Genomic DNA, 7016 nt, shown 5'->3' with positions numbered 1-7016 from the left:
AAACGTGACCTCGGCCACAAGATACACCCGCCGCATTTTTGGAAGCGTGGAACGTCAGCTCTACAAGGCGCTTCCCCCTCTTTTGCGCCAATGCATATTATCCACAAGCCCCCGCACCCTCCTAATCACGATAAGAAAGGGAAATACCTCGTTTTTCCACAGGGTTATCCACAGGTTATCCACAGGCCCGGACGGCCCGCAAAAAAGCCGCCATCCGCCCCCAGTCCTTCACTCCCGGCCGGACCTCTACCCCGCTCGAGACGTCCACGCCATACGGCCGAAACCGCCGCAACAACCGCGGCAGGGTCTCCGGGTGCAACCCCCCCGCCACGATCAAGCGCGGATGCCGCGCGAGGGGCTCGAGCCACGCCCAGTCGTACGCCTCGCCGCTCCCCGGGCGGGGACCGTCCACCAGCAGGGCGTCCGCGGGATACTCCAGGACGGCGGGGTCGGGGGGCCCCTCGAGGCGCACGGCCTTGATCACCGGGAGGCGCGCGCGCAAGGCCTCGCTCCACTCGGGCGGCTCGTCACCGTGAAGCTGCACCGCGTCCAAACGCGCCGCGCGCACCACCTCGAGCACCTCCTCGGGCGGCGTGTCCACGAACACCCCGACCCGGCGAACAAACGGGCCTAACTCCCGGCTGATGGCCGCCGCCTGCTCCGGCGTGACGCGTCGCTTGGACGGCGCAAAAACAAACCCTACCGCCCAAGCCCCAAGCCGCTCGGCCTCCAGGGCATCCTCCAGACGGGTGATGCCGCAGATCTTCACGCGCACCGGCACACCTCCAGTCTGGCACCCTAGCCCCTTCAAAACAAGCCGGCCTCCCCAGCGCCCTCGCTTCGAGGGATTAAAATCGTCTTTAGGCAACGCACACACGGGCACGGTGTCCGTGCGTCATACTAGGCCTCAAGATGCCGGCGTTTTGGCTCAGCCTGATCCTCATCCTGGTACCGCTTCCCGGCCTGCCCGAACTGCCGCAGGGTACGGAGATCCGGGTGGTTTCCCCCAACCTGCGCACCATATACCGGGTGTGGGAGGTGCGCGGCCCCCGCCTCGTCCTCCGCGCCCGCCCCTTGCCCCTCCCGGAGGGGCACCCGGTACGGTTGATCATCCGGGTCGGGCGGCGCGTGCAGGTGTACGAAGGCGTCACGACCGCGGACGACCTGTGGATCTTCGTCGAGCGGAACCAGGTAAGCTTTAGGGAGGTGCTGCGGAAGATCTACGGCCTGGAGCTACCGGAGGAACGCGATGAGCCCGAAACGCATCCTCGTGATCGAGGACGACCCTGAGATCGCCCGCTTGCTCGAGCTCGAGCTCTGCGAGGCCGGGTTCGAGATGATCTGGGCCCCCAACGGCATGCAGGGCCTGGTGGCCCTGCGCGAACGGTCCCCGGACCTGGTGATCCTCGACCTCGGCCTGCCGGACCTCGAGGGCGGGGAGATCGCCCGCCGCGCCAAGCAGGCCGGTGAGATCCCGATCATCGTGTTGACCGCGGCCGACGCCGTCGAACGCAAGGTGGAGCTTCTCTCGGGGGGCGCTGATGATTACGTCACCAAACCCTTCCACCCCGCCGAGCTCATCGCCCGCATACAGGTGCAGTTGCGGCACAAGGAGGGCGGGGAGGTGCGGCAGGTGGACGCCCTGCTCGTGCACCTGGGCAAGCGGCAGGTGCACTTTGAAGAGCGCGAGGTGCGGCTCTCCCCCAAGGAGTTCGACCTATTGGCGCTCCTCGCGAGCCGGCCGGGCAAGGTGTTCAGCCGCGAGGAGATCGAGCGCCACCTGTGGGGCAAGCCCCTCGAGCACAGCTCGAACGTGGTGGACGTGCACGTGGCCAACCTGCGCGCCAAACTCCGCGAGGCCGGAGCGTACGGGTACCTGCGCACCGTGCGCGGCGTGGGGTACGCGCTGCGCAAGCCTAGCGAATGACCTTCACCGCCCGTCTCACGCTGCTTTTTGGGTTCCTCTGGGCGTTGCTGCTCGCCTTGGGGCTCACCGCGGTGTACTGGGGGTTGGGGCAGGGCCTCGAGCAACGCGTCGAGACCCTCCTCGTGGAGGACGCCCGCCGGATCGCGGCCCTCTACGCCTCGGGCGAGTCCGGCACCGTGCCGGGCACCGGCGGCGTGGAGATCGCGCTGTACGATTTTTCCGGCCTGCCCGTCTACCTGCCCGAGCCCCGGCACCGGATCCCTAAAGAAGTGCTGGCCGCGGCGGACCAGACGGTGCGGGTGTACCGGGGCGAGGCGTTCCGCGCGGCCTTCGTCACCTCGCCCCTCGGCGTGCTCGCGGTCAGCCAGGACACCGCGTTCATCGCGGAGCTGAGCGCCCAAGTGGCCCAAACCCTGGCGCTCATCTTCGTGCTCGCCCTGCCCCTCGGCCTATTCGCAGTGCGGCTCGCCGCCGTGTGGGCCACGCGCCCCCTGGCTGAGGCCGCCTCGAGCATCACCCAGCGCGACCCCCTCGACCTCTCCCCCATCCCCTACCAGGGCCCCGACGACGAGCTGGGCCGGATCGTGCAGCGGTTCAACGCGCTCCTCGCGGACCTCCGCGCGGCGCGCGAGCGCGAGCGCGTCTTCCTCACCGAGGTTTCGCACGAGCTGCGCACCCCCCTCACCGCCCTCACCGGGTACCTCGAGCGCCTCGCCAAAAACCCCCGCGAGCTCGAGGCCCTCGAGGGCGCGCGCCGCACCGCGCGCCACCTCACCCGGCTGGTGGAGGACCTGTTGGCCTTGGCGCGGGGCGAGGCTGAGCGGACCGTGAACCCGCACATCGTGGACCTCCGGGAGGTGCTCAGCGGGGTTGCGAGCGAGTACCCGGGGACGCGGCTCGAGCTGCCCCGCGTGCCCCTCGAGGTTCTGGGGGACCCGGACCGGCTAGCGCAGCTCGCACGGAACCTGGTTAGCAACGCGGTGCGCGCCGCGGGCCGTCCGGAAGGCGTGCTCGTCCAAGCAGGGCGGGAAGGGGAGGAGGTGTGGTTTACGGTGGTGGATTCCGGGCCTGGCATCCCGCCCGACCTCCTGCCCCACGTGTTCGAGCGGTTCGCGCGGGGCCCGGGCGGAGGGACGGGGCTAGGGCTCGCGATCGCTCGGCAGATCGCAAAGGCCCACGAGGGTACGATCCAGGTCGCCTCCAAACCCGGCGAGACCGTGTTCACGGTGCGGTTGCCCGCGCTGGCCGAGGAGGAGGTTGAGCTGGACTAGCCGTAGCGCTTCTGCCACGCCTCCAGCGCCTCGAGCACGCCCCGCAGCCCCTCGCCGCGTTCGGTCAAGCGGTACTCGACGCGCGGGGGGATCTCCGGGTACTGGGTGCGGATCAGGATCTGGGCGGCCTCCATCTCCTTGAGGCGCATGGAGAGCGTTCGGGGGGAGATCTGCGTCGCGTTTTGCAGCTCGCTAAACCGTTTCGGCCCTGAAAGCAACTCCCGAAGCACCGCGACCCCACCCGGACTGCTCAGGATCTCCAGGACGCGTTCGGTGGGGGTGATGGGTTGATCGATCATCACGCTTATTCTTATGCGTCTCCCCCCATAAATACAAGCCCTTCCCTCTCTTTGGGCGGTTTTCGCCCTAACGCCCTCCAGCGCGCCCCCAGGCCACAAGCGCCACAGCCGCAAGGATCAACGCCATGGCCACCCCTCCGGCTCCGCCCAGCGCCTCCCCACCCCAAACCACCCCGAGCATCACCGCTACGACCGGGTTCACGTACGCGTAACTGGTGGCGAGCGCCGGGCGCAAGGTGCGCAGCACGTACGCGTACGCGCTAAACGCCACGAGCGAACCGAAGACCACCAGGTAAACAAACGCGCCCAAGGCCTGCGGGGACGGCGTGCCCTCCCACCGCTCCCCGATCCCCCAGCTCAACAAGAGCAGCAACCCACCCCCCGTGAGCATCTGGGCCGCCGCCGCTATCCCTCCCGGAGGCAGGGGCAGGTACCGGCTCCAGATCGAGCCCAGCGCCCAAAGCGCAGGCGCGAGCAAGAGCAGCAACGCCCCCAGCGGACTTGCCCGAAGATCCCCCTCCAGGTTCAGGAGGGCCACCCCCACAAACCCTAGGGCGAGGCCCAACCACTCGAGCCGCGTCGGCCACTGCCCCCACAACCCCGCAAACACCGCGGCCCACAAGGGCACCGTCGCCACCATCAGCGCGGCCAGTCCCGAGGCGACCCATTGCTCGGCCACCGTTACGTTGCCGTTCCCCCCCACGAGCAACAGCCCCCCCACCACAGCGGAAGCCTCCCACTCGCGCCGCGTCGGCGGGCGCACACCCCGTACCCGCAAGAACGCGTAGAGCAGGCTCCCCGCGAGGGTGAACCGCAGCCCGGCCATCATCAAGGGTGGGAACCCCTGGATGGCGAACTTGATGCCCAGGTACGTCGAACCCCAGATCACGTAGACCGCCGCCAGGGCGAGCAGCGGCAGCGCCCGCCCCCCTAAGGGCCGCGCGCTTCCTACCGAACGCGGCTCGCCCACCACCGCTCCCGTTCGAGCAGGGCCCGCTTGCGCTCCACGCCCCAACGGTACCCGCCCAGCCCGCCGTCCGCGCGCACCACGCGGTGGCAGGGGATCACCAGCGCGACGGGGTTCGCCGCGCAGGCCCGCGCCACCGCCCGCACCGCGCTGGGCGCCCCAATGGCCACCGCGACCTCCTGGTAGGTGCGGGTCTCCCCATACGGAATCGCCCGAAGCGCACGCCACACCCGCCACTGAAACGGCGTCGCCCGCAGGTCGAGCGGGAGATCGAGGGCCGCTTCGCCGACCTCCAGGTGCCGCAGCAACGCCTCCAGCCACGCCCTAAGCCCCGCGTCGTCCCGCTCGAGCCGAGCCTCGGGGGGAACCGGGACCCCCTCTCCCCACCCGACCGCGACCAGGCCGCGCCGGCTCGCGACCAAGAACAACGGACCGAGCGGCGAGGCGGCGCTCGTGTAGCGGAGCGTCACGCGTTCCCCTCCTCGAGCCCCGCCAGGGGATCGTGCCCCAGCGGAGCGCCTCGGAAAAGCTCCACAGTACCGGCACGCACCTCGGCTGCCGAGGCTTCCCGCACGCGGATCACCTGGGGCGGGCAGCTGCGCACGCACGCACCGCACCCGGTGCAGGCCTCGAGCGCGAGGGAAAGGACGACCTCCTCCCCTACCGTTTCGCGCCGCACCGCGCCCGTAGGGCAGACGTTCGCGCACACCGGGCACAGGGTGCACCCCGCCTCCACCTCGATCCGCGGCCAACGCACCCCTTCCGCCCCACGGCGGGCCGCCGCGCGCCGCAGGCGCAGCTCGCTGGGCAGCTCCTCCGGTGCCCCCACGGCCTGCGGGGGTACCTCCGGCAACAACGTGGCCGCGGTGCGCCGGGTGCCCGTGAGCAACGCGCTAAACAACTCGCGGCGCGCCACCGGCCGCTCCGGCAGCCGCCCCTGGATGAGCTCGAGCTCGAGGCCGGGCGCGTACCGCCGGGCCTCCGCGGCCATCGCCTGCAGGCGTTCCGGCACCTCCGCGCCCCCGATCGGGCAGCGCGCGCACTCCCCGTGGGCCAGCACCAGCCGGCCGTGTTTCGTGGCGGCGTCCGCGAGTAGGCCCGGGGTAAGCCGCCCCAGGCAGTACACCTCCTCGCCACCCCCCTCGGCTCGGGAGCAACGCACCCGCCCCCGCCCCTTGTCCAGAGCTTCCTGCAGGGGCCCCAAGGGGAACTCGAGGGCCACGCCGGGGCACGCCCCGGTGCACAAGCCGCACCCGGTGCACCGCGTGTCGTCCACCTCGACGGTGTAGTGCTCCAGGCTGATCGCTTCGTGGGGGCAGGTCTCGTAGCAGATCTGGCAGCTCCCCACCGCGTACCGTTCCCGCAAGCAGCGCTCAGGGGTGAAGCGGGGGGTGGGGTCGGTCAGCTTGAGGAAGGCCTCGATCAGGTTATCGAAGAGTCCCATACGCCCGTTAACGCTCGCGAATCTTAGGGTTCAGGAGGTCCTGGAGGCTCGCGAGGAAGGCGTCGAAGGCCTCGAAGTCCATCTGCTGGTTGTTGTCCGAGAGGGCGACCTTGGGGTTGGGGTGCACCTCGACGTGCACGCCGTCCGCGCCGGCCGCGAGCGCCGCGCGCGCGAGGGGGGCGAGGAGATCGGTGCGCCCCGCGGCGTGCGTCACGTCCACCACCACCGGGAGGTGGCTCTCCTGCTTGGCCAGCACCACCGCGGAGAGGTCCAGCGTGTTGCGGGTCCACTTCTCGTAGGTGCGGATGCCGCGCTCGCACAGGATGACCTGGCCGTTGCCTTGGGAGAGGATGTACTCCGCGGCGTAGAACCACTCCTCGACCGTGGCGGCGATGCCGCGCTTGAGGAGGACGGGCTTATTGGCCTGCCCAACCTCCTTCAAGAGGGCGAAGTTCTGCATGTTGCGCGCCCCGACCTGGAGGATGTCCGCGTACTGCGCGACCCGTTCCACGTCCCGGGTGTCCATCACCTCGGTGACGAAGACCATGCCGTACCGGTCCGCGGCCAGGCGCCCGAGCTTCAACCCTTCCTCCCCCAGCCCCTGGAAGGCGTAGGGGCTGGTGCGCGGCTTGAACGCCCCTCCGCGCAGCACCTTCACCCCCCGCTCCGCCAGGAAAGCCGCGGTGTGCATCAACTGGGGCTCGGACTCGATCGAGCACGGCCCAGCGATCAGCTGGGGCGCCCCCCCGAAGACCACGTCCCGCACCCGAACCCGGGTGTCGTCGGGCTTGACTCGGCGGGAGTACAGGAACTTCTTCTGGTCCTGGCGTTCCTCGAGGTCCAAACTCGCCCGGAAGATCTCCTTGAAGAGGTTCTTGATGGTGCTCGCCGGGAACGGGCCGGGGTTCTCCGCGACGAGGTAAGCGAGCATCTCCTCCTCGCGCGCGGGGTCGTAGTGCGGCAGGCCCAGCTCCGTCTGGATGCGGCCGATCTCGCTCGCGATCCGGCCGCGTTCGGACAAGAGCCGCAGAATCTCTCGGTTGATGCGGTCGATCTCGCGGCGCAGCTCTTGGATGCGTGCCTCCATGACCTATGGTATAGCGGCTTG

At 69.8% G+C, this 7016-nt stretch carries 9 protein-coding genes; 3 read left to right on the top strand and 6 right to left on the bottom strand.

Annotated features, from left to right (window positions below):
- Nucleotides 1-175: 175 nt before the first annotated feature.
- The gene (locus MARKY_RS00660) at nt 176-775 is read right to left on the bottom strand and encodes a phosphoribosylanthranilate isomerase (RefSeq protein ID WP_013702945.1); all 600 of its coding nucleotides are present in this window, start codon (nt 773-775) and stop codon (nt 176-178) included.
- A gap of 137 nt (nt 776-912) precedes the next feature.
- Between MARKY_RS00660 and MARKY_RS00655 the strand changes: the two genes are divergently transcribed.
- Genes MARKY_RS00655 through MARKY_RS00645 form a run of 3 tightly spaced genes read left to right on the top strand, consistent with a single transcriptional unit; the run spans nt 913 to nt 3198 of the window.
- Nucleotides 913-1290: a hypothetical protein gene (locus tag MARKY_RS00655; RefSeq protein WP_013702944.1), complete on the top strand. Its 378-nt coding sequence runs from the start codon at nt 913-915 to the stop codon at nt 1288-1290.
- Nucleotides 1250-1927 carry a response regulator transcription factor gene (locus MARKY_RS00650; RefSeq protein WP_013702943.1) on the top strand — a complete coding sequence of 226 codons (678 nt, stop codon included), beginning with the start codon at nt 1250-1252 and terminating at the stop codon, nt 1925-1927. Before MARKY_RS00655 ends, MARKY_RS00650 begins: the two co-directional genes overlap by 41 nt.
- Nucleotides 1924-3198 (top strand): sensor histidine kinase, encoded by a 1275-nt coding sequence (locus tag MARKY_RS00645; protein ID WP_013702942.1) that lies wholly within the window; start codon nt 1924-1926, stop codon nt 3196-3198. Before MARKY_RS00650 ends, MARKY_RS00645 begins: the two co-directional genes overlap by 4 nt.
- On the opposite strand, the gene MARKY_RS00640 is transcribed toward MARKY_RS00645, so the two are convergent.
- From MARKY_RS00640 to MARKY_RS00620, 5 genes are all read right to left on the bottom strand, one after another.
- Nucleotides 3195-3497 carry a winged helix-turn-helix transcriptional regulator gene (locus MARKY_RS00640; RefSeq protein ID WP_013702941.1) on the bottom strand — a complete coding sequence of 101 codons (303 nt, stop codon included), beginning with the start codon at nt 3495-3497 and terminating at the stop codon, nt 3195-3197. The two genes, MARKY_RS00645 and MARKY_RS00640, sit on opposite strands and share 4 nt — an antisense overlap.
- Nucleotides 3498-3564: 67 nt before the next feature.
- Nucleotides 3565-4467 carry a drug/metabolite exporter YedA gene (gene yedA, locus MARKY_RS00635; protein ID WP_013702940.1) on the bottom strand — a complete coding sequence of 301 codons (903 nt, stop codon included), beginning with the start codon at nt 4465-4467 and terminating at the stop codon, nt 3565-3567.
- The gene (locus tag MARKY_RS12175) at nt 4446-4934 is read right to left on the bottom strand and encodes a methylated-DNA--[protein]-cysteine S-methyltransferase (protein WP_013702939.1); all 489 of its coding nucleotides are present in this window, start codon (nt 4932-4934) and stop codon (nt 4446-4448) included. Before MARKY_RS12175 ends, yedA begins: the two co-directional genes overlap by 22 nt.
- Nucleotides 4931-5908, bottom strand: a complete 978-nt coding sequence (locus MARKY_RS00625; protein ID WP_013702938.1) for an ATP-binding protein — start codon at nt 5906-5908, stop codon at nt 4931-4933. The genes MARKY_RS12175 and MARKY_RS00625 overlap by 4 nt, the downstream gene beginning before the upstream one ends.
- 7 nt (nt 5909-5915) lie before the next feature.
- On the bottom strand, nt 5916-6995 hold the full coding sequence (locus MARKY_RS00620) for a bifunctional 3-deoxy-7-phosphoheptulonate synthase/chorismate mutase (RefSeq protein ID WP_013702937.1): 1080 nt from the start codon (nt 6993-6995) through the stop codon (nt 5916-5918).
- Nucleotides 6996-7016: the final 21 nt, after the last annotated feature.

Origin of the sequence: Marinithermus hydrothermalis DSM 14884, from assembly GCF_000195335.1 — a bacterium.
Lineage (GTDB): Bacteria > Deinococcota > Deinococci > Deinococcales > Marinithermaceae > Marinithermus > Marinithermus hydrothermalis.
This window is presented reverse-complemented; position numbering and strand designations above follow the sequence as displayed.